The organism is Helicobacter ailurogastricus, from assembly GCF_001282945.1.
Classification (GTDB): Bacteria; Campylobacterota; Campylobacteria; order Campylobacterales; family Helicobacteraceae; genus Helicobacter; species Helicobacter ailurogastricus.
In genome coordinates this window covers 181,089-200,344 of record NZ_CDMG01000009.1, presented here as the reverse complement: position 1 = coordinate 200,344, position 19,256 = coordinate 181,089, and the positions used below count along the sequence as shown (strand labels likewise).

Sequence of the window (19,256 nt, the reverse complement as noted above, 5' to 3'; positions counted from 1 at the left end):
GAGGAGTACCATGGAAAACAAAGAAGATTCGATCATCAGGTTTTCGGTGTCCTTGCAACAAAATCTTTTAGATGAGCTAGACAACCGCATCATTAAAAACGGGTATTCTTCCCGATCCGAATTGGTGCGCGACATGATCAGAGAACGCTTGGTTGAGGACAGCTGGTCTAGGGCGGATACACAAGATAGCGGGCCGATTGTGGCGGTGGTGGTGCTCATTTATGACCACCACCAGCGCGAATTGAATCAGCGCATGATAGACATCCAGCACGAGAGCCACATCAGCATTTTATGCACCACGCATGTACATTTAGACACCCATAATTGCCTAGAAACGATCATCTTAAAGGGCAAGCCGGCAGACATCATGCACTTGCATTTAGAAATCGGGGGGCTTAAAGGGGTGAAATTTTCTAAGCTCACCAAAGCATCGAGCTTTGAGCACAACACTTAAGCCCACCATTGCGCTTTATGGGGGCAGCTTTGACCCCCCGCACATCGCCCATTTAGAAGTGATTTACCAAACCCTAGCTTGCTTTGAGCTGGACTTGTTGTTCGTCCTAGTTGCCCACCAAAACCCCTTTAAAAACCCCCCCGCTTTCACTCCCAAGCAACGCCTGTTATGGATGCAAGAGCTTTTAAGGGGCGTGGATAAAGTGCAGGTGAGCGATTATGAAATCCAGCAAGAGCGCCCCGTGCCTAGCATTCAGAGCGTGCGCCACTTCCATAAAACCTACGCCCCACAAAAACTTTACTTTGTCATGGGCACGGACAATGTGGCTAGCTTAAAGGATTGGGAGGGCTATGATGAGCTTATACAACTGGCACATTTTATTTTAGTGCAAAGGCAAGGCTACCCAATAGACACACCCCCAAGTTTTGCCCACTCTTTTTTGCCCCTTGATAAAATCAAATGCCCGATCTCATCGACTCAAATCAAAGCCGTTTTAGAAAAACACCAAATCCCCCCCCACCTGCCCCCTTTGGTGCAAGAAGGGGTGGTGACAACCTTTAAGGAGAACCATGAGAATTGCTAGAATTGTTGCCCTATTAGAAGAAAAGAAAGCCGAAGACATCGCCACCTTTGATCTAAGAGAGCAAGACTACATCACTGAGCATGTGGTGATTGCCACCACCCTAGCGGGCAAACACGCCCTAGCTCTCTTAGATCACCTAAAAACCACGCTCAAGCCTTTGGGTGAGGAGTTTTACGCCATAGACGATGGCAATGAAGAGTGGATCGTTATCGATTTGGGAGACATTATGATTCACCTTTTTACCCAAAGTTACAGAGACCGCTTTGATCTAGACGGGTTTTTAAAAACCTACAATAAACCCAATTGAGTTTAATCGCCATCATCGGTCCTAGCGGGAGCGGCAAGAGCACCCTAGGCTTAGAGCTGGCTCTAAGCTTAAACGCCCCCATTGTGTCTTTAGATTCGCTGAGTGTCTATCAAGAGCTAGACATCGCCAGCGCAAAGCCAAGCCCCAAAGAGCTAGAGATTGTCAAGCACTACGGCGTAAATGTCTTAAAAATCCCCCAAAAGAACAACGCCCAAGTTTTTAAAACTGAACTTGAAAGGGCTATGTTAGAACACGAAACACTTTTGATCGTGGGCGGGAGCGGGTTTTATTTAAAGGCGCTCATCGATGGCTTAAGCCCTAAACCCTCAATCACCCAAGCTCAAGAGCAAGAGATTTTAGAAAAAATCCGCGCTCTAAAAGACCCCCACGCCTTTTTAGCCCAAATTGACCCCACTTACGCCACGAGCGCCATTGACCCCTACCGCACCACGCAAGGACTCAAACTCTACTTTGCCACCAACACCCCCCCAAGCCTTTATTTTCAAGAGCACCCCAAAGAACCCTTTAAACACCCCATCCGCGTTTTTGTTCTGGCCCTAGACAAAGCCACTTTGCACGCCCAAATCGCCCAGCGCACAAAAGACATGCTCAAACAGGGCATGGTGCAAGAGATTCACGCGTTGGCCCAAAAATACGGCGCACACTGCCAACCCTTTAAGGCCATAGGCCCTAAAGAGTGCTTGCAGTACCTCAATCAAGAAATCGGCCCCACAGAGCTAGAAAATCTCATCACCACCCACACATGCCAACTTGCCAAAAGGCAGATGACTTTTAACAAGGCGCAATTTAAAAACGCCCGCTTTTTAAGCCCTATAGAGATTAAAAAGGAAGTCTTGAGCCTCAATGCTCGCGCACAATAGCCGAGCTTTTGACAATCACGCGGTTATAATCCTTTTGTAAGGGGCGTTGATTTGACTGGTGGTGCATGATTTGCTGCATCTCATCAAACTGCTCTTTAGAAATGCTAAGGGTTTCTTCAATTATAAACCAAGTTACACCCTCCGAGCAAGGGGGTGTGGTGAGCGACCCGTTGAAGTGGTAGTAGTGTATGGTATCGGGCAATAAAGTTTTTAAGGCTAAGAGTTTGGGCTCTGTGTGGTATTTGTAGGCGTTGAGAATAGGGGTAAAAAAAGGGTTTTTTTTGCCTATGCTAAAGCCAATCCCCACAACCAATAAATCCCCTTCTTTATCCCGATGCACCAAGTGCATGCTCAAGGGTTGTTTTTTGCCATGGATAGCAAATTCCATAGGGATGTGGAAGTGCAAATTCACAAGGCTATATTCGTGATCTCTAAAGATAACGGCATTGCCCGGCTCGTTAAACTGCGCCACGAGAGTGTAATGAGAGTAGGCAATGGATAGAGGCTTGGTGTTTTCATACTCAAAGCTGAGATCTTCCTTGTCTGGGGAGTGGTAGTAGTGTTGGATGTTGATGGGCGATTGCGTTTTGCCGCTTTTGCAAATCTCATAATCTCGGCTCAATTTTCCCCAATACCTAGGACCCACACCCTTGCTATAACCCCAATGCTCCCCCCCAAAAGCCCCAAGCAGACTTAAAGATAAACAAATAAGCACCAAGCCTTTTTTCATAACCATCCTTTCAAGTAAATGATACCCAGTAGCATAGCGCAGATTAATCACCAAAAACCAACAAACCCCACAACCCCCCCTTAAACCCCTACAAAGGCGGTAAAGCGGTAACACTAGCCCATAAACTTAAAGCCAGGCAAATGGGTTTTTGCTTGGGTTTTAAAAGACCAAACAAAAATGTGGGCGATCCAACACACCCAGCTAAAGTTGGAATTCCCTAACTTTAGTCATGGGAGGTGTGTCAAAAATGATGAGCGTCATCTTCATCAGGCTGAGATCACCACGCTATAAGCCCAGTGTCAAAGTTTAAGAGGGGTAGAAGTTGTAAATCCTAAAAAAGATATTTGGCGCGCACCCATAACATCACAAGAAAAGGGCAGGGGGGAACGCGGGCCATTTTAACACGCTGTTATCCTTTAACTCATTTTGCGCCCCCAAAAGCACAGACTTAAGCCCATTGATATCTATATTTTTGTATCATCAAGCTACTATTTTGAGATTAGGGGATTACATGCAAGAGCCTTACGATGCGCTTTTTAAGAATATATCAGACCGCCTAGAAAGGTTGGTGCCTTTAAACGCCCACAACGCCGATAAAAACATCCATGAAGAGATGGCAAAAAGCGGTTTTGAGCGGCGCGACTTCATCAAGTGGGCGGGGGCGATGACGGCTACCTTTGCCCTGCCCGCCAGCTTCACCCCCCTAATGGCCAAGGCTGTGGAGGTGGCTAACCGCTTGCCCGTGATTTGGCTACACATGGCCGAATGCACGGGGTGTAGCGAGAGTTTGCTAAGGAGCGAAGACCCCAGCATTGACAGCGTGATCTTTGACTACATCAATTTGGAATACCACGAAACGATCATGGTCGCCAGCGGACATCAGGCGGATTTGAGCCTAGAGCAAGCCATTGAAAAGCACAAGGGCAATTATGTTTTAATGGTGGAGGGTGGGATTCCTAAGGGCACAGAATACTTTTTGACCATGGGCGCACAGGCACGCACGGGCGCACAAGAGTGTATTCACGCTGCCGAACACGCTAAAGCGATCTTTGCCATTGGGACATGCTCTAGCTTTGGGGGCGTGCAGGCGGCTTATCCTAACCCCTCAAACGCCCAATCCCTAGATAAAATCATCTCCCAGCCCATCGTGAATGTCCCCGGCTGTCCGCCGAGTGAAAAAAACATTGTGGGCAACATCATTTATTTCATCATGTTTGGCACACTCCCGCGTTTAGACGCGTACAACCGCCCCACTTGGGCTTATGGGCACCGCGTGCATGACCTTTGCGAAAGACGGGGGCATTTTGATGCCGGCGAGTTTGTACAACACTTTGGGGATGAAAACGCCAAAAACGGCTTTTGTCTGTATAAAGTGGGTTGCAAAGGCCCTTACACCTTCAACAACTGCTCAAAACTACGCTTCAACTCCCACACTTCTTGGCCTATTCAGGCCGGGCATGGTTGCATTGGTTGCTCTGAGCCCAACTTTTGGGACACCATGAGTCCCTTTGAAGAGCCCATTTCTAACCGCTTGATTGTACCCGTAACGACCGCCTTTGGAGGAGCGGGGGCAGATAGAGTCGCCGACACCGTGGGCGTGGTTGCGCTCAGTGCGAGCGCGATTGGCATTGCCGCGCACGCCTTGATCTCAGGGCTAGCTAAAGATAAGGACGCTTAATGGCTAAGAAAATCATTGTCGATCCAATCACACGCATTGAGGGGCATTTACGCATTGAAGTTGTGGTCGATGACAACAATGTCATCACCGATGCTTTTTCTTCCTCTACCCTCTTTAGGGGGCTTGAGACCATCATTAAAAACCGCGACCCTAGAGATGCAGGCTTCATCGCACAGCGCATTTGTGGGGTTTGCACCTATTCGCACTACAAGGCGGGCGTTAGTGCGGTCGAAGACGCTTTAGGCATCACACCCCCCTTAAATGCCCAACTGGTGCGCTCTTTGATGAACATTGCGCTTTTGTTGCACGACCATGTGGTGCATTTTTACACCCTGCACGGGCTAGATTGGTGCGACCTCTTAAGCGCGCTCAAAGCCGACCCCAAAAAGGCGAGCCAAATCGCCTTTCATTACAGCGAATACCCCCTAGGCACGGGAGCAGATGAGCTTAAAGAGGTGCAAAAGCGCGTGGGCGATTTTGCCAAACAGGGCGCGTTAGGTCCCTTTAACAACGGCTACTATGGGCACAAGACCTACCACTTAAGCCCTGAACAAAATTTGATCGTGCTCTCGCACTATTTAAAATTGCTGGCCATCCAACGAGAGGCTGCCAAAATGACCGCCATTTTTGGGGCCAAACAACCCCACCCGCAGAGCCTAACCGTGGGAGGGATCACCTCCGTGATGGACATCTTAGACCCCACAAGGCTGGCCGAGTGGAAAAGCAAGTTTGAAACCGTGAGGGATTTTGTCGAGCGGGCATATTACTCTGACATTGTCATGGCAGCGGGGGCGTTTAATAAAGAGGATAGCGTGTTGCACGGCTGTGGGCTTAAAAACTTCATCGCCCATGAGGAGGTGTTGCTTAGTCGGGGCAAATATTTACTCAGCTCAGGCGTGGTCTTAAATGGGGATTTAAGCACCCTGCACCCCATCAATGAAAACCTGATCAAAGAAGAAGTGACGCACTCTTGGTACCAGTATAACGACACCAAAGAAGTCCAGTTGCACCCCTATGACGGGCAGACAAACCCGCATTACACAGGCTTTAAAGACGGCGAGAGCATCGGTCTTAGCGGGAAGTTGGAAAAAAGCAAGGTCCTAGATCCAAACAACAAATACTCTTGGATCAAATCCCCCCGCTACGATGGCATGCCTATGGAGGTGGGGCCTTTGGCTTCCTTGGCTGTGGGGCTTGCGGCCAAAAACCCCTACACAACCAAAGTCGCTAACCAATTTTTAAAAGACACGGGGCTGCCCATTGAGGCGATTTTTAGCACCCTCGGGCGCACGGCGGCGCGTTGTTTAGAGGCCAAAATTTTAGTGGAAAATGGGCTGCAAACTTGGGATTCTTTAGTGGAGAATTTAAAATCCGATCAGAGCACTTGCGCCCCCTATGTGATCGATAAAAACAAAGAATACAAGGGGCGTTACATCGGGCAGGTGCCGCGCGGGATGTTAAGCCACTGGGTGCGGATCAAAAATGGCGTGGTGGAGAATTACCAAGCGGTCGTGCCCTCCACTTGGAACGCGGGGGCACGCGATTCTAAGGGGCAAAAGGGGCCCTATGAAATGAGCCTCATTGGCACTAAACTAGCCAACTTGACCCAGCCTTTAGAGATCATCCGCACGATTCACTCTTTTGACCCCTGCATTGCCTGCTCAGTGCATGTGATCGATAGCAAAGGGCAAGACTTCGGGGAGTTTAGAGTCGATCCTAGTTTTGCCCGTTTTGACAAGGGGGGACAGCATGGATAGTTACCACAGAACGCAAGAATTTAGCGGATTGGTGCGCCTATTTCACTGGGGGCGGGCGCTGGCGATTTTTGCTTTAATGGGCACAGGCTTTTACATCGCCTACCCCTTTTTAGCCCCCCACTCTAGCGTGTATAAGCACATGGATTTGCTGCAAGCCTACGTCAGAAGCACACACACCATGCTAGGCCTTGTCCTCATCGCCATTTGTCTTTTCCGCTTTTACCTCTTCTTTTTCGACCGCAAGAGCAAGGGCGAGCGCGCAGCGGCAAAAAATCTTGCCAGCGTGGGGGCGTGGGTTTCTCAGCTCAAGGTCTATTTTTGGTTAGGCAAGCCCCAGCACAAACAAGGGGCCTATAACCCCATGCAGTTCATGGCTTATTTCACCTTTTGTGTCTTGCTTGTGCTTGTGATTTTAAGTGGGTTGGTGCTTTACTACAATGTCTATCATTTGGGGCTAGGCGGGGTGTTGGAGCCTTGCTTTAAGTGGTTTGAAGTGTTGTGCGGGGGGTTGTCTAATGTGCGCTATTTGCACCATTTAGCCACTTGGGGGATTTGTTTGTTTATTCCCATCCATGTTTATATGGTGGTTTTCCACTCGGTTAAATTCCCCGATGGTGGGGCGGATGTGATGGTTAGTGGCATCCGCTATGTGAAAGACTAGTCTGAAAATTTTAGTCCTTGGCATCGGCAATATCTTATTAGGCGATGAGGGGGTGGGGGTGCATCTGTGTAACCAATTGCAGCACAACTACACTTTTAGCGGACAGAGTTTGGCATTTATGGACGGGGGTACAATGGCGCAAGCCTTGATCCCGTGGATTGTGGAATACGATCGAATTCTGCTCTTAGATTGCGTGAGCGTGGCGGGGGCAAGCGTGGGCGAGGTGTTTTGCTTTGACTTTGAAAATGTCCCCTCTAACATCACTTGGGCGGGCAGCGCGCACGAAGTGGAGATGTTGCAAACTTTAAAACTCACCGCTTTAATGGGAGATTTGCCCCCCACCACGATTTTAGGGTTGATCCCTGAAATTGTCTCCGACACAACGACCTTTGAGTTGAGCCCTAAAATGTTGCGGGGCGCACAGCTTGCCAAAGAAAAAGCCTTAGAAATTTTACAACAATGGGGCGTAAGAGCCACACCACAGCCAAAGCCCTTAAGCTTACAAGAAATCGCCAACAACTCTTACAGGATGGCCCTATGACAACCTTTGCGTTTAAATTCAAATCTGTCGGCACCACAGAGCTAGCTCCTTTGTTCATGGACTTTATGGCGCACCACGCCCATGCCCAAGGGTTGTCCTACGCCACAACCCCAGAGGTCTTTTATCTCAAAGCCCCCCTAGAGCAGGCCAAAAGCTTTGCTACCCAACTTAGTCTGCGCCTGCCTTTAGCCCTTAGTTTTAACTTTTTGGGCGTAGAAGTGGCGCAAGAGCCCTTAGAGTGGCACAGTCAGGAAGTGCCCTGCCCACCCATTGACATCAGTCAAGCCAAGGACTTTTTAGACCCCACGCACAAGGACTTTTGCGCCCCTAAAGTCCATTTTTTCAGCCTTAGCTACCAAAACCAAGAGCTAACAACCCCTACGCAGGTGCAAGAGGCCATGCAAAGTGCCGTGCAGACCCTGCAAGCGGGGCAAAATCTTGTCGTAAAAACTTCTCGAGGGGTTGTAACCCTTTCACCCACGCCTAAAAAAGATGCCAGCGTGCTGTTCATGGATTTAGCCAGCGTGCTCTCGGTTACAAGGCTTGATCACAAGAGTGCGCAGGTGTTGTGCGCCTTTGAAAAACCCACGATCCGCGCCACACTCAAAGAAGTGTTTAGCCAAGAGTTTCAACGCCTAGAGATTGACGCGTTGTTGCCCTATGATTTGGGTTTAGCCCTTTTGGGGCATTTTTTGTTAGAAAAGGACATTTCCTATCTCTTTCTCACCCAAAGCCCTGAAAGTGTCCCTGACTTTGCCTACACCCCTAAAGCCCCCAGCACCCAAGCGCAAACCTTCAGTGTGGCACAAAATGGGCTCTTGCTTGCCCACAAGCGCACAAGGGCTAAAAACACCCTAGATTTTATTAGACAAGAAGCCCCCAAAGAGCCACATTTACTCATTTATTTAAACTTTGAGCGTCCCAGTTGCTTTTGGGTGTATCAAGAGGGCTACAAGCAACTTTTAAGCGTGGAGCAAGAAACCCACCCACAAGCCCTACTCGCCCAGCTGCAAAGCAATGCCAAGGGGCGCAAACTTTATGCCAACTATAAGCAGGCGTTCCCTGATTTGTGCCAAGCCCTAGAGCAAGCCCCCCAAACCCCGCCCAGCCAAAATCTCTTAGACTTTTTAGCCGGGCTAGTGCAGGTTTTAGGCTTTAGCCAAACCCATAACCCCCACACCATTTTTGAGCTAGCCACAAGCTTTTTACGCAACAAGGGCCCGCGCGTGGACTTCAAACTCACTAAAGAGCCTTTGAGCCTTAATCCCACCCCCACTTTAAGGAGTGCTGCCAGCTACACACTAGGGGGCACGGACGCGCCCACGATGTGCTTTGGGATTTTAGACTCTTTGGCGGAGTTTTTAGGCAATGTCATTTACGATGCGCACACAAAATTTAGTTGCGATCGGGTGTATCTGTGTGGAGAGGTGTTTTTGCAAAAGGTCTTCTTGGATTTGTGTTTGCAGTATTTCCCCAAAGAATGTCCCTCCATTTTCCCCACAAAGGCGATGGATTACCAAGATGCTGGCGCGTAGAAAATTTATTTTGGCGGGGACGGGGCTTCTCTTAAGCCTTAGCATGCCCCTTTTAGCACAGGCACGGGTTAAAGAAGTGGTCGGCATTGTGCATGTTTTTGGTGATGGAGCGAGGCTAGACACCCTAAGCATCGCCTACGACACAGAGGTTTCTAGGGTGCATCCCCACGACTTTAAAGTGCATGGGCGTGTGGTTCAAGAGGTCTATATCAGTCAAGACATTTGGGGCGCAAACCACCACGCAAGCGGACATTTTGTCATTTTAAAGCTTAAGGAGGCTAAGCCCCTGTTAGAAAGCATCCAGCACCACAAACCACAGGCACACCCCCAAAGGAAATTTATCGCTGGGGGCAAACCCGAGCACACTCTAAAGCTGCAAATCCCGACAATGCTCCTTAAAATTAAAGGCAGGACTTTGGGGCTTGCTAGGGTGTCTTACCCGATTGTCGAGGATTTTAAGCCATTTGTTTTTGAGGATCAAGCCTTGCAAAGGACTTTGCCCTATCATTTGTTTATCCCCCAATCTAAAGACAAACTCCCCCTCGTGCTTTTCATGCACGATGCAGGCGTGGTGGGCGATTTAAAGCGGGCCACTTTATTGCAAGGTTTGGGCGCGCTCATTTGGGCGCACCCTAAAGAGCAAGCTAAACGCCCTTGTTATGTGCTTGCCCCGCAATACAATGAGATCGTGGTCGATGACAACTCCAACGCCTCGCCCATGCTGGATGTTACCATGCACCTTGTCAAAGAATTGTGCCAAAAATACCCCATAGACCCCTCTAGAATCTACACCACAGGGCAATCTATGGGCTGTATGATGTCCATCGCTATGCTCATCAAATATCCACACTTTTTTGCTGGGGCTTTTTTAGTTGCCGGGCAGTGGAAAGCGTCTTTATGTGGTCCCTTAGTGCATGATAGGCTATGGATTTTGGTTTCTCAAGACGACCTAGGGGCTTACCCGGCACAAACGGCCATTGTCGAAAAATTAGAGCGTGAGGGGGTTAAAGTGGCTAAAGCCGTTTGGGATGGCAGGTGGGATCAAGCGCACTTCATGCAGGCTTGCACAGAGATGATGGCCCAAAATGCACCCATCAATTACGCCGTGCTTAAAAAAGGCAGTCTGCCAAGTAGGGATAAAATGAGTGTACACCGTGGCACTTGGCAGGTGGCTTACAACATTGAGCCTATCCGGGCGTGGCTTTTTAAACAAACCTTGAAAAATGTCTAGGAGAGTGTATGCAATGCAGTGATCGTATTTTTGTCGCCGGGCATACGGGTTTAGTGGGGCACGCGATCACCGCGTGTTTGCAAGAGCAGGGCTACAGCAATCTCATTTTAAAAACCCATAGCGAGTTAGATTTAAGCAATCAAAGCGCAGTGGAGGCGTTTTTTGAAAAAGAACGCCCCGAGATTGTTGTCTTAGCGGCGGCCAAGGTCGGGGGGATTTTAGCCAACAACACCTATAGAGCCGACTTCATCTATGAAAATTTAGCGATCCAAACCCACACCATCCACAATGCCTACAAATACGGGGTTAAAAAATTGCTCTTTTTGGGATCGACTTGCATTTACCCCAAAGAGTGCCCCCAGCCCATTAAAGAAGAGTATCTTTTAACCAGCCCCCTAGAGCCCACGAACGAGCCTTACGCCATCGCCAAAATTGCCGGGCTTAAAATGTGTGAGGCCTACAACACGCAGTATGGCACAAACTTCATCGCCGCCATGCCCACGAATTTATACGGAGAGTTTGACAACTTTGATTTGCAAAACTCCCACGTCTTGCCCGCCCTGCTTAGAAAGCTGCACCTAGCTAAACTCTTAGAAAACAAGCAAGAAGAGGCCGTGTTTAAGGATTTAAATTTACCTAGAGAGCACGCCCTAAGCTTTTTAAAACAGCAGGGCATCAGTGTGGAGGCCGTCAAAGTTTGGGGCTCTGGCACGCCCAGACGCGAGTTTTTGCATGTCAAGGATTTGGCGCATGGTTGCTTGTTTCTCTTAAAACACCAACAGGCTAGCTCCACGCTTAATCACACCAATATTGGCACAGGTGAGGACATCAGCATCAAAGATTTGGCCTACTTGATGAAAGAGATTGTGGGCTTTAAGGGGGAGTTGGTGTTTGATGACTCTAAGCCCGATGGGACTTTATTAAAACGCTGCGATGTTTCTAAAATTGCTAACTTGGGCTGGAAAGCGAGCATTAAATTAGAGGAGGGGATTAGGAGGGTGTATGACTGGTATTTAGCGCGCCCTTAAAGCGCGCTGTGGGGGATTAGAAGTTATAAATGTAGCGCAAATACATCGAGTATTGCCGCCTAAAGGTTTCGCTTAGAGTGTAGAGGTTGCCCCCTTTAGTGGCGCTACCCTTGTAATAGAGGTTAGCTATGGTGGGAATTTTGATCCCAAACTCCACGCCGTGGTGTTTGATGATGTTTGTGCGCAGTCCCACATTGACCAAGAATTGAAAGTGTGTATTGTTAATGTGGGAGGTTAGCGGGCCAGTGGAAATGAGGCTTGCGGGGTTGATCTCGCCTGTGGTGCCCACCGGGCCGCTCAAGGGTTTGCCATCACAAGGGTTGCCGCTATCGGGGATATAGGCGCATTGTCCGGGGACAGTGCCGATGACAAAGCCCTGGTTGTAATAGCCCGTCTTGTTGCTCGTCCAAGAATTGCCTGCAAACTGCACCCCCACAAACAACCCAAAGGCAAATTTCTTTTTATTGATGATGTCAAAGAGGGCATCGATTCCCGCACCGTAGGTGTACATATCCACTTTGTCGTTGTTGAGGTAAAAGACACTCACTCGATTGGCGGCTGTGGCGTTGGAAAAATTGCTGTGTCCATAGTCAAAAAACCCATAATAGCGCAAACCAAACCATTTTTTCTTGCCAAAGAATTGTTTATACCCGGCCAAGACATTCAGCCCAAACATGGGCTGGTTGCGCCCATAATTTGTCGCATTAGAGCTTTGCATCCAGCCATTGACCCCAGAGGTCCATACCGCCTTACAATTGCCCTTGACACATTGATCGCTCTCATGCCCGGGTGCATAAGATGCGGTTTGCACAACCGTACCGCTGGGCACTTGAAAGACTTGGCCATTTTTCTCGCCCACGACTTCTTTATTTGCGCGCCCGATTTCTAGCCCCACGCCGATAAAAGCCCCGCTTTGCTCGGCTTGCAACGCACAAACCCCCAATAACAACCCAATTTGTAGGCCTTTTCGCCCGACATAAGCCTGACCTTGTGTATTCATAAAGATTGCATTTTCCTTGTAGGTATTATCATATAAAGATTTTTTATTATAGCATAAGCACTTATAAAAAGCAAATGAAATATATAAATGTCATTATTACATAAATATAAACATATTATAATCCATTTGCATATTACTAAAAATTATTTTTAAATAAAATATAAGCTTTCCGTATATAGAATACGCTTATATTCCATTTGATTAGGACCATTTGATGAAAACTTCGCGTAAATGCCGCCACACTTCCGGTGGAAGATTAAGATCTTGTGCCCCGGCCTTTTGTGTGCTGGGGGCTATGGGGGGTGCCCTCTTGGCCCAGGAGTCGCACACTTTGGGTAAGGTAACCACTTTGGGCGAGCGCACCTTTGAATACAATAACCGCATGACCATCGGCCGTAAAGAGTTGCAACAGCGCCAAAGCAACCAAGTCAATGATCTATTTAGGACTAGAGCGGATGTGAATGTGGCTGGTGGGGGCTATATGGCGCAAAAAGTCTATGTGCGGGGCATGGAGAGTCGGCTTTTGCGTGTTACAATCGATGGAGCGGCGCAAAATGGGAATATTTTTCACCACGATGCAAACACAATCATTGACCCCGGGATGTTGAAAGAAATCGATGTGATCAAAGGGGCGGCCAATGCCTCCGCTGGGCCCGGTGCGATCGCGGGAAAAATGGCGATGGAGACCATCGGGGCGAACGACTTTTTACGCCGGGGACAAACCTATGGGGGGAGCGCAGCCGTGAGCTTTTACACGAACTTTGGTTACCGTGTCAACACCATCGCTGCTTACCGGGCGAATAAATGGGACATCTTGGGTTATTACACCAACCAAAATATTTATTATTACCGCGATGGCACCAATGACATGAAAAATCTTTTCCACCCCACTTATGACATCAACAACCCCGCTTTAAGCGACAAAGTGATCGGCAGCATGGGAGAACAAAACAATATCCTCTTTAAAATCAATGGCTACTTCAATGAAAAAGACAGCCTCGCCGTGAGCTACAACATGACCCGCTACAACTCTGAACGGCTGTTGCGCCCTAATGCCACGAGTGCTTTGAGCAAGGCAAATGATCCGGGCACACAACCCGCCCCCTTTTTGATCGACTTTGGTAAAGAATTGGCCTACCTCATCAATGTGAATCACAACCTCTCGTTTAAATACAACCACGAGGGCGGGGACAGCTTTGGCCAGCCACGAATCACCGCCACGACCTTTTTAAATGTCCGCAACGGCAATTATAAACCCGTGCGCAACCCCTTTGCTGTCACCTCCAACGAGCCCACAAACCCCTATTATGTTTCAGAGGTGAATAGTTGGTGTGCTGCAAACCCAAGCCAGTGCCAACCCGGCACGATCACCCCCGTTGCCGGGGGCGGTTATGACATCGGCTACAACGCTGATAGCAAGCAGATGGTCCCCATACACCAAGCCTATGACATGACTCCGCCCAACGCCAGTAACCCCACCCCTAATGATTGGACTTTAGGCAACGCAGACGCTGAGGGGACTTTGCAAAGGGATATTTTCCTCATCAACTCCGGGGTCAATGTCAAGGTCCAGCACCCCATTAGCCCAGATTATGGCAATGTCTTCGAATACGGGGCGATTTATCAAAACTTAAGCGCCTTTTCAGGTCTTGGCAAAAAGAACGGCTTGTATCCGGGCAACATCAACCCTAACGACCCCACCGGTCCGGGCCTGCCCTACCGCCACTACTATGTCGATCCAAACACCGATGAATACGACCAAAACATGAGCACAGCCAACCCTGCTTACCGCAATTTGCCCCAAAATTCCTATGGCATCGGCAACATCATCGGGGGCTATGTGCAAGCCAACTACAACTTCTTAAAAAACTTGATCGTGGGGGCGGGTACGCGCTATGACATTTACACCCTCAAAGACAAGGACGGCGACAACCACTTGACCTCTGGCTTTAGCCCCAGCGCCACGATTTTATACAACCCCATTGAAGCGCTGGGATTAAAGCTCTCTTACGCCTATGTGACGAAGGGGGCACTGCCCGGGGATGGGGTTTTGATGCGCGATCCAAGCGTGATTTATGAAAAGAACTTAAAGCCCGCGATCGGGCAAAATGTGGAATTTAACATTGACTACAACAACCCTTACTTTAATGTCCGCGGGGCAGGCTTTTATCAAGTCATCAACAACTTCGTCAATTCCTACGGGCAAGACATCTCTAAAAACGGCGGGGGCAACGCCACCGCTAAAAACCTCACAGGCAACCTGCCCCAAACCATCGCCATTTTTGGTTACGAAGTGAGCGGCAATGTCAAATACAAGGGCTTTACAGGGACCTTTTCTATTGCCCGCTCGTGGCCCACGGTGGCTAATCCTACGGGGTATCGCAGAGGATATTATCTGCTTGCCGACACCTACGCTTTAGCGGCCACTTACGGCAATGTCTTTATTTTAAAGGCCGACTATGTTTTCAAGCGCGCGGGCTTAAGCTTAACTTGGCTTAGCCGCTTTGTGACGAACATGTTTTATAATGGTTATAGCATTTACTACCCCGGCTATGGGCTCATGCCCGTGCATAAGCCCGGTTATGGCGTGAGCAGCATTTTTGTCAATTGGACACCGCCTTACAGACGCTGGAATGGGTTGCGCTTGTCTGCGGTGTTTAACAACATTTTTAACAAGCAGTATGTCAACCAAACCTCCGTGTGGCAGGCGAGCGCAGACGCGCCACACGAGGACATGGTGGCCCGCGCCGGGCAAGTACGCATGGCCTTACCAGAACCCGGCTTTAACGCCCGTTTTGAAATCTCCTACCAGTATTAAAGGACAACCTAAAGGGAATTTTGCTAGCATAAAGGCTTTTAGGTATTGTCATTAAAGGAGTGTGCATGCTGTTTGGGATCATCGGGGTGGGGGGCTTTATTGCACCCAAGCATTTGAGAGCCATTTATGAAACCGGGCATGTTTTAGATTGCGCTGTGGATGTACATGATAGCGTGGGGGTTTTAGACCAATACTACTTAGATTGTGAGTTTTTCACGAGTTTAGAGGACTTGCACCAATATTTGCAAGAATGCAAAGCCGTAGAAAAGTTTTTGGACTACATGGTGATTTGCACGCCCAACTATTTGCACTTTGAACACATTGAATTTGCCCTAAACCACGGGATCAATGTCATTTGTGAGAAGCCTTTAGTGCTCGACCCGGGTGAACTGGATGAAATCCGCAACCTAGAGAAAAAATACAACAAGCGGGTGTTTAGCATCATGCAACTGCGCATGCACCCTCATGTGATTGACCTTAAAAAGAGCGTACAAGCCACCTTTTTAAACGAGCCGGATAAGGTCTATAACCTCTCTTTAACTTATTTGATCTTGCGGGGCAAGTGGTATTTTAACTCGTGGAAGGGCAATGAAGAGCGCAGCGGGGGGTTGGCTTTTAATCTTTGCATCCACTTTTTTGACATGCTATTAGACATTTTTGGGGGGGTTGTGGATTTTGCGGTGCATGTGCATGAACACGATTGCATCGGCGGTTCTTTAACCTTAGAGCACGCCAACGTGTCTTGGTTTCTCTCCATCAATCCGGCCAAATTGGGCCTACACAGAAACAGCTCTTATCGGTCTTTAGTACTCGAAGGTCAAGAGATCGATTTTTCCACTGGCTTTGAAGATTTACACACCAAGAGCTACCAAGAGATCATCAATGGCGAGGGCTTTGGCCTAGAGGATGTCCGCCCCGTTTTAAAATTGGCTCAAGACATCAGCCACGCTAACTTAAGCAACCCGGATGAAGGGTGCCACCCGCTCTGCCACAAGGCCGCTTGCGCACACCACAACTAAGGAAAAACATGCAAATTGACAACGCGCTTTTAGACAAGCTTGCCACGCTCTCCATGCTAGAGATCACCCCTAAAGAGTGCGAAGAGCTAAGGGGGCATTTGAAAGAAGTTTTGGAATTTGTGGATCTCTTAAACGAGATGGATTTAAGTGGCGTGCAGCCTCACCAAAGCGCGCCCGCCCCCCTGAGAGCAGACACGATCATCCACGACTCGCAAATATCCAAAGACTTATTAAAACAAGCCCCAAAGGCACAGGATGGCTATTTCATCGTGCCTAAAATCATAGAAACTTAAGGGTGTTTTTGCAACACGGCGTAGCGGGCCACGATCTCATGCCTGTAGCTAATTTCTATGTCTGATCGCCGATCTTGCTGGATCAAGTACAAATCCCCCCCAAAGCCGATGCCATAAAACTTCAATCTAAGGGCCATTTTAGGCGATAGGGTGTTGATCGAAGTGATTCCCCGCCTTTTGAGCGCGTGGGCCAATTCTTTAGCCACATAGTGGGTGCGCACAAATTGGTTGTATCCCCCCCCCCATAACAGCACGCTTTCAAGCAAGAGCGTACCAAAAACTAAGCTATGGCGGATGCGGTAATGGCTGCGAAAGATAGGCAAGTGTAAGCGGATGCTAGAGAGGGCTTTTTGCAATAAAACGGGCATGCCAAGAGCCCCGAAGCTTAAAAACTCGGGGCTGGGTTCTTGGCGCAAGGAGAGCAATAAGGGGGCACAAAAGCCCACAGCCCCCACAATCCCCACTAAACTTTCTTGCTTATAGTCTTTCACCACTTGGGCGTATAAAGTGTAGGGGTAGTAAATGCATAAAAAAGGGGAATAGAGGATGAGCATTAAAAAAAGGGTGTTTAAGAAAAAGCCCTGTGGGATGCCCGAGATGGGTGCAAAGGCGTAAAGGTTGCTTGCTAAAGCCAGCGCAAAGTAAAAGCCTAAGACTTTTTGTTTGCGCTTAAAGGCGTTGAGCAAGAGTCCTAAGAGCAACACCGCACAACTCGCGTCTAAAAAAGTGCTCAGGCACACCAGAGGATAAATAAAATAGGTCCTGTAAAGAAGCAAAGACAATAAGGAGAGGTTGAGTAACAAGCTCACCTTGCCTAATAAAATCGCCCCTAGCTGGATGCCCGGCAAGAGCGCGAAAGTGAGGGCCACTAACAGCGGATCGTAAGGTCTTTGGGCGCGCAGGCGCAGACTCAGCACATACATTAAGACAATATTACAGGCGTGCAAGAGCAACCCGGGCAGGCGCAGGGCCAAGTCTTTAGGCAAAAAGGGAGTGTACTTGACAAAACCGCGCAAACCCTCTAAAAGGATTTTGTCTAAAAAAAAGTGTGGCGTGCCAAAGTAAAGCAAAGCCTCTTTATAACTCACAGAGATTTCTAAACTTTTACACACCCCCAAGCTTAGGCTTAACACCACCAGCAACGCCAAACCCAAATGGTAGAGCGTTTTGGGAGCGCTTTGGGGCAAACTACTCAAGGGGTTGAAAAAGACTTGGGATAGACATAAAATTCCTTAAGTGTAAAGCCCCATTATACTTTGTAAAGATAAACTATTTTTTATGCCCTAAAGTGATGAGCAGTCCCGCCCCCACTACAAGAGCCATGCCAAGCCCCTCATAAGCCCCAAGCCACGGATCGCCAAGCCACATGCCAAAGAGAGTCCCCCAAAACAAACGGGTGTAATCTATGGGCGAAACCAACCCCGCAGGGGCGCACATATACGCCTTAGTTAAAAAATACTGCCCCAAAGTCCCGCTAAAGCCCATGCCCATTAAAAGCCACAAATCCCAGTGCCACCAAGGTCCCTCAAAGCGCATGGGATGATAACCCGTAGCAAAGGGCGGGACATTTAAAAACAGCCCCAAAGCCCCAAAGGCGCATAAAAAGAGCGAAAAGGTGAAGATCACAAACTCGCTGTCGTAGTAGGTTTTCAGCTGGCTAAGACTTGTGTAGGCGATGGCCTTAAACAAGGCGCTTAAAACCCCGCATAAGATCAAGCCAAAAGTTAAGCCACTCGTGTGCGGGTTGGCGATTAAAAGCACGCCCAAAAGCCCTAAAAACCCCGCTAAAGCCAAACGCCAAGTTAAGGGCTCTTTAAACACCAGCCACGCAATGAAAATCGCATAAACGGGCGCGCTTTGCCCAAACGCCATCGCTGTGCCAAGGGGCATGGTGTAAATGTTGTAGCACAAAAGCACCATAGCCACCGCCCCTAACCCCATGCGCCACGCTAGGATTTTGCCCCCGCCTTTTTTATGCGCCTTGAGTTTAAAAGGTTTAGCCAAGTAGAACAAACCCATAAAAATGATCATAAAAAACGAGCGGTAAAAGACATTTTCAAGGGGGGAATAGTGCTGGCTGGTGATTTTGACTAAGGCATTCATCAGGCCAAAGCAAAACGCCCCCAAAGCCATAAAAAACAAGCCCTTCTTGATCTCCATAATGCCCCTTTAACAAAAGGGCATTATAGCATTAAACCACCCCGATGCCTTGAGCCACGCGATCGGTGGCGGTTTTGATCTCCTCCACGAGTTCTTTGGTTTGGTAAGAGAGCTCTAGGGTTTTTTCCGATTCTTCTGCACCCATGTTGATGTTGGTCACCACTTGTTGGGTGATTTCGCGAATCGAACCGATGATGGCCGCAATCTCTGTGACAGACTTACCTGTGCGCTCGGCTAATTTACGCACTTCATCAGCCACCACCGCAAAGCCACGCCCATGCTCGCCTGCTCTGGCGGCTTCAATGGCGGCGTTTAGGGCAAGTAGGTTGATTTGATCGGCGATGTCTTTAATGGTTTGAGTGATGGAGCTGATCGAATCAGATTGCGTGCTCAAGTCATCCACTAAATGCACATTGTTTCTCATCGTGTTGGTCACGCTTTGGATATTATTTGTGGTTTTTTCAACCATGGTGTTTCCCTCGCCGGTTAAGCGTTGGTTGTCTTTAATTAAACCGAGAATCATTAGAATTTTTTCTTCTTTGCCTGTAACATCTAGCGCAAATTTGATGAATTTATAAAT

General features: G+C 48.6%; 19 protein-coding genes. 14 read left to right on the top strand and 5 right to left on the bottom strand.

From position 1 onward, the window contains the following. The first annotated feature begins 10 nt into the window (after positions 1-10). From nikR to miaA, 4 genes are read left to right on the top strand one after another with little or no spacing between them, the layout of a single operon-like run. Positions 11-454 (top strand): nickel-responsive transcriptional regulator NikR, encoded by a 444-nt coding sequence (gene nikR, locus HAL07_RS06355; RefSeq protein WP_053945488.1) that lies wholly within the window; start codon positions 11-13, stop codon positions 452-454. After that, positions 438-1,037, top strand: coding sequence for a nicotinate (nicotinamide) nucleotide adenylyltransferase (gene nadD, locus HAL07_RS06350; protein WP_082355911.1), 600 nt, complete (start codon positions 438-440; stop codon positions 1,035-1,037). Before nikR ends, nadD begins: the two co-directional genes overlap by 17 nt. Next, entirely contained in the window at positions 1,024-1,344 is a 321-nt protein-coding gene (gene rsfS, locus HAL07_RS06345) for a ribosome silencing factor (protein WP_053941567.1), read from the top strand. The genes nadD and rsfS overlap by 14 nt, the downstream gene beginning before the upstream one ends. After that, positions 1,341-2,225 carry a tRNA (adenosine(37)-N6)-dimethylallyltransferase MiaA gene (gene miaA, locus HAL07_RS06340; protein WP_053945487.1) on the top strand — a complete coding sequence of 295 codons (885 nt, stop codon included), beginning with the start codon at positions 1,341-1,343 and terminating at the stop codon, positions 2,223-2,225. The genes rsfS and miaA overlap by 4 nt, the downstream gene beginning before the upstream one ends. Here the strand turns inward: miaA and HAL07_RS06335 are convergent. Then, complete coding sequence (locus tag HAL07_RS06335; RefSeq protein ID WP_053945486.1) at positions 2,206-2,955, bottom strand: carbonic anhydrase; 750 nt, start codon at positions 2,953-2,955, stop codon at positions 2,206-2,208. The genes miaA and HAL07_RS06335 overlap by 20 nt on opposite strands. Before the next feature lie 511 nt (positions 2,956-3,466). Between HAL07_RS06335 and HAL07_RS06330 the strand changes: the two genes are divergently transcribed. Genes HAL07_RS06330 through HAL07_RS06300 form a run of 7 tightly spaced genes read left to right on the top strand, consistent with a single transcriptional unit; the run spans position 3,467 to position 11,386 of the window. Beyond that, on the top strand, positions 3,467-4,633 hold the full coding sequence (locus HAL07_RS06330; RefSeq protein WP_053941564.1) for a hydrogenase small subunit: 1,167 nt from the start codon (positions 3,467-3,469) through the stop codon (positions 4,631-4,633). After that, positions 4,633-6,390, top strand: a complete 1,758-nt coding sequence (locus HAL07_RS06325) for a nickel-dependent hydrogenase large subunit (protein ID WP_053945485.1) — start codon at positions 4,633-4,635, stop codon at positions 6,388-6,390. Before HAL07_RS06330 ends, HAL07_RS06325 begins: the two co-directional genes overlap by 1 nt. Next, on the top strand, positions 6,383-7,051 hold the full coding sequence (gene cybH, locus HAL07_RS06320; protein ID WP_053941562.1) for a Ni/Fe-hydrogenase, b-type cytochrome subunit: 669 nt from the start codon (positions 6,383-6,385) through the stop codon (positions 7,049-7,051). Before HAL07_RS06325 ends, cybH begins: the two co-directional genes overlap by 8 nt. 1 nt (position 7,052) lies before the next feature. Further along, positions 7,053-7,592: a HyaD/HybD family hydrogenase maturation endopeptidase gene (locus HAL07_RS06315; protein ID WP_053941561.1), complete on the top strand. Its 540-nt coding sequence runs from the start codon at positions 7,053-7,055 to the stop codon at positions 7,590-7,592. Continuing rightward, on the top strand, positions 7,589-9,127 hold the full coding sequence (locus HAL07_RS06310; protein ID WP_053945484.1) for a carbamoyltransferase HypF: 1,539 nt from the start codon (positions 7,589-7,591) through the stop codon (positions 9,125-9,127). Before HAL07_RS06315 ends, HAL07_RS06310 begins: the two co-directional genes overlap by 4 nt. Further along, positions 9,114-10,358, top strand: a complete 1,245-nt coding sequence (locus tag HAL07_RS06305; RefSeq protein WP_053945483.1) for a hypothetical protein — start codon at positions 9,114-9,116, stop codon at positions 10,356-10,358. The genes HAL07_RS06310 and HAL07_RS06305 overlap by 14 nt, the downstream gene beginning before the upstream one ends. Before the next feature lie 8 nt (positions 10,359-10,366). Beyond that, on the top strand, positions 10,367-11,386 hold the full coding sequence (locus tag HAL07_RS06300) for a GDP-L-fucose synthase family protein (RefSeq protein WP_053945482.1): 1,020 nt from the start codon (positions 10,367-10,369) through the stop codon (positions 11,384-11,386). A gap of 16 nt (positions 11,387-11,402) precedes the next feature. Here HAL07_RS06300 and HAL07_RS06295 read toward each other — a convergent pair whose 3' ends face one another. Further along, a complete protein-coding gene (locus tag HAL07_RS06295; RefSeq protein WP_053941558.1) occupies positions 11,403-12,386 on the bottom strand; it encodes an outer membrane protein in 984 nt (327 codons plus the stop codon). Positions 12,387-12,681: 295 nt separating this feature from the next. Between HAL07_RS06295 and HAL07_RS06290 the strand changes: the two genes are divergently transcribed. The 3 genes from HAL07_RS06290 (at position 12,682) to gatC (ending at position 16,516) form a co-directional block, all read left to right on the top strand. Then, entirely contained in the window at positions 12,682-15,204 is a 2,523-nt protein-coding gene (locus tag HAL07_RS06290) for a TonB-dependent receptor domain-containing protein (RefSeq protein ID WP_202903488.1), read from the top strand. Positions 15,205-15,269: 65 nt separating this feature from the next. Then, positions 15,270-16,223, top strand: a complete 954-nt coding sequence (locus HAL07_RS06285) for a Gfo/Idh/MocA family oxidoreductase (RefSeq protein ID WP_053945480.1) — start codon at positions 15,270-15,272, stop codon at positions 16,221-16,223. 8 nt (positions 16,224-16,231) lie between these two features. Then, on the top strand, positions 16,232-16,516 hold the full coding sequence (gene gatC, locus HAL07_RS06280) for an Asp-tRNA(Asn)/Glu-tRNA(Gln) amidotransferase subunit GatC (RefSeq protein ID WP_053941555.1): 285 nt from the start codon (positions 16,232-16,234) through the stop codon (positions 16,514-16,516). Here the strand turns inward: gatC and HAL07_RS06275 are convergent. From HAL07_RS06275 to HAL07_RS08225, 3 genes are all read right to left on the bottom strand, one after another. Continuing rightward, positions 16,513-17,712, bottom strand: coding sequence for a hypothetical protein (locus tag HAL07_RS06275; RefSeq protein WP_053945479.1), 1,200 nt, complete (start codon positions 17,710-17,712; stop codon positions 16,513-16,515). The genes gatC and HAL07_RS06275 overlap by 4 nt on opposite strands. Positions 17,713-17,785: 73 nt before the next feature. Further along, positions 17,786-18,676, bottom strand: a complete 891-nt coding sequence (locus tag HAL07_RS06270) for a DMT family transporter (RefSeq protein ID WP_053945478.1) — start codon at positions 18,674-18,676, stop codon at positions 17,786-17,788. Between the two features lie 31 nt (positions 18,677-18,707). Then, positions 18,708-19,256, bottom strand: a 549-nt coding sequence (locus tag HAL07_RS08225; RefSeq protein ID WP_238374500.1) for a methyl-accepting chemotaxis protein, incomplete at its 5' end; no start/stop codon positions are given.